This is a genomic window from Streptomyces lancefieldiae (assembly GCF_031845825.1).
Lineage (GTDB): Bacteria > Actinomycetota > Actinomycetes > Streptomycetales > Streptomycetaceae > Streptomyces > Streptomyces lancefieldiae.
The window spans coordinates 1-1,411 of the sequence record NZ_JAVRFH010000210.1 but is presented as its reverse complement, the minus strand read 5'-3'; the positions used below and the strand labels follow the sequence as shown (position 1 = coordinate 1,411).

The 1,411-nt window shown below is 71.7% G+C and carries 1 protein-coding gene and 1 pseudogene; both read left to right on the top strand.

The annotated features are described in order from the left end of the window. A pseudogene (locus RM812_RS41670) lies at positions 1-543 on the top strand (hypothetical protein); the annotation flags it as partial. Positions 544-571: 28 nt separating this feature from the next. Further along, positions 572-1,258, top strand: coding sequence for an SAF domain-containing protein (locus tag RM812_RS41665; protein ID WP_311586155.1), 687 nt, complete (start codon positions 572-574; stop codon positions 1,256-1,258). Positions 1,259-1,411 lie beyond the last annotated feature (153 nt).

Here is a 1,411-nt window from a genome sequence, read left to right as displayed (position 1 = left end):
GAGCTCATGGGCGGCAGCACCTGGTCCCTGAACCCGCCGCCCGGGTTCGGAGGCGGTCCCACGGCCGAGGAACTGGCCCAGGAAGCGATCAAGAAGATGCGCCTTCTGGGCGCCGACATCCGCACCGCGCCGGGGGCCGGCAAGACCGGCCTGGTCGGCATGCCCGTGTGGATCTGGAACAACAAGACCCTGCGCACCTGGGGACCCGTCACCGACAGCGCCTCCGCGCCCGGCATCACCGTCACCGCGACCGCGACCGTGAAGAAGATCGAATACGTGATGGGGGACGGCGGCACCGAGGTATGCACCACCGCAGGCACACCGTACGAGAAGCGGTTCGGCGGACGGCCCAGCCCCGACTGCGGCTACCGCTACACCAAGACATCCGCCTCCCAGCCGGACAACGCCTTCACCGTCAAGGCGACCACGACCTGGGTCGTCCACTGGGTGGGCGGCGGCCAGGAAGGCGACATCACCACGACGCGGGAGGCCGAGCCCGCCCAGATCACCATCGGCGAGGCCCAGGCCGTCGCCAAGCCCTGATGCTCCCGCACCGCGAAGGAAGCCGTTCATGAGCACCGCCGCCAAGCCGTCAGCACCCGACACTGCGCCCCCGGCGCCGGCTCCGCAGTCGCTGGTGCGCCAGCCCGTCGTGCGCCGGCGCCGCTCCAGCTGGATCGCGCTCGGTGTGGCCGTGATCTGCATATCCGGTGCCGCCGGCGGCTGGCTGTACACGGAGACCAGCCACCGCGAGCCGGTCGTCGCCGTCGCCCGGGACGTGCCCATGGGCGCCGAGCTGGAGGCCGAAGACCTCGTCGAAGCACAGATCGCCACCGATCCGGCGCTCACCCCTGTTCCGGCCCGCGACCTGAACAAGCTGATCGGCAAGCGCACCACGGTGGGCCTGGCCCGCGGCAGCCTGCTGACCCGCTCGTCGGTGACGGACGAGCCCCTCGTCAAGGCTGGGGAGCAGCTGGTCGGTGTCTCGCTCACCCCCTCGCGGCTTCTGGCGACCCGGCTGAGCCCGGGCCAGAAGGTCAAGGTGATCCATACGCCGAAGGACTCGGCGACCGGGGCAGCCGATGACGACAAGGAGAGCGGGCAGTCGATGCAGGCCACGGTGATCGAGGTGGGCCGCCCGGACAACTCCGGCGCCCGTGTGGTCGACCTCGCCGTCACCCAGCTCGACGGCACCCGGCTGGCCATCTGGGCCGCGGCCGGAGAGGTCACCCTGTCGATCGTCCCGGCGGAGGGCTGAGATGGCCGTCATCGCGTTCTGCGGCGCCAGCGGCGGTCCCGGCACCACCACAACCGCCCTCACCGCTCTGCTGACCTGGCCGCTGCCGGGCGGACGGCGGGTCGTGCTGGCCGAATGCGACCCGGACGGCGGGTCGGTGGCGGCCGGCTACCT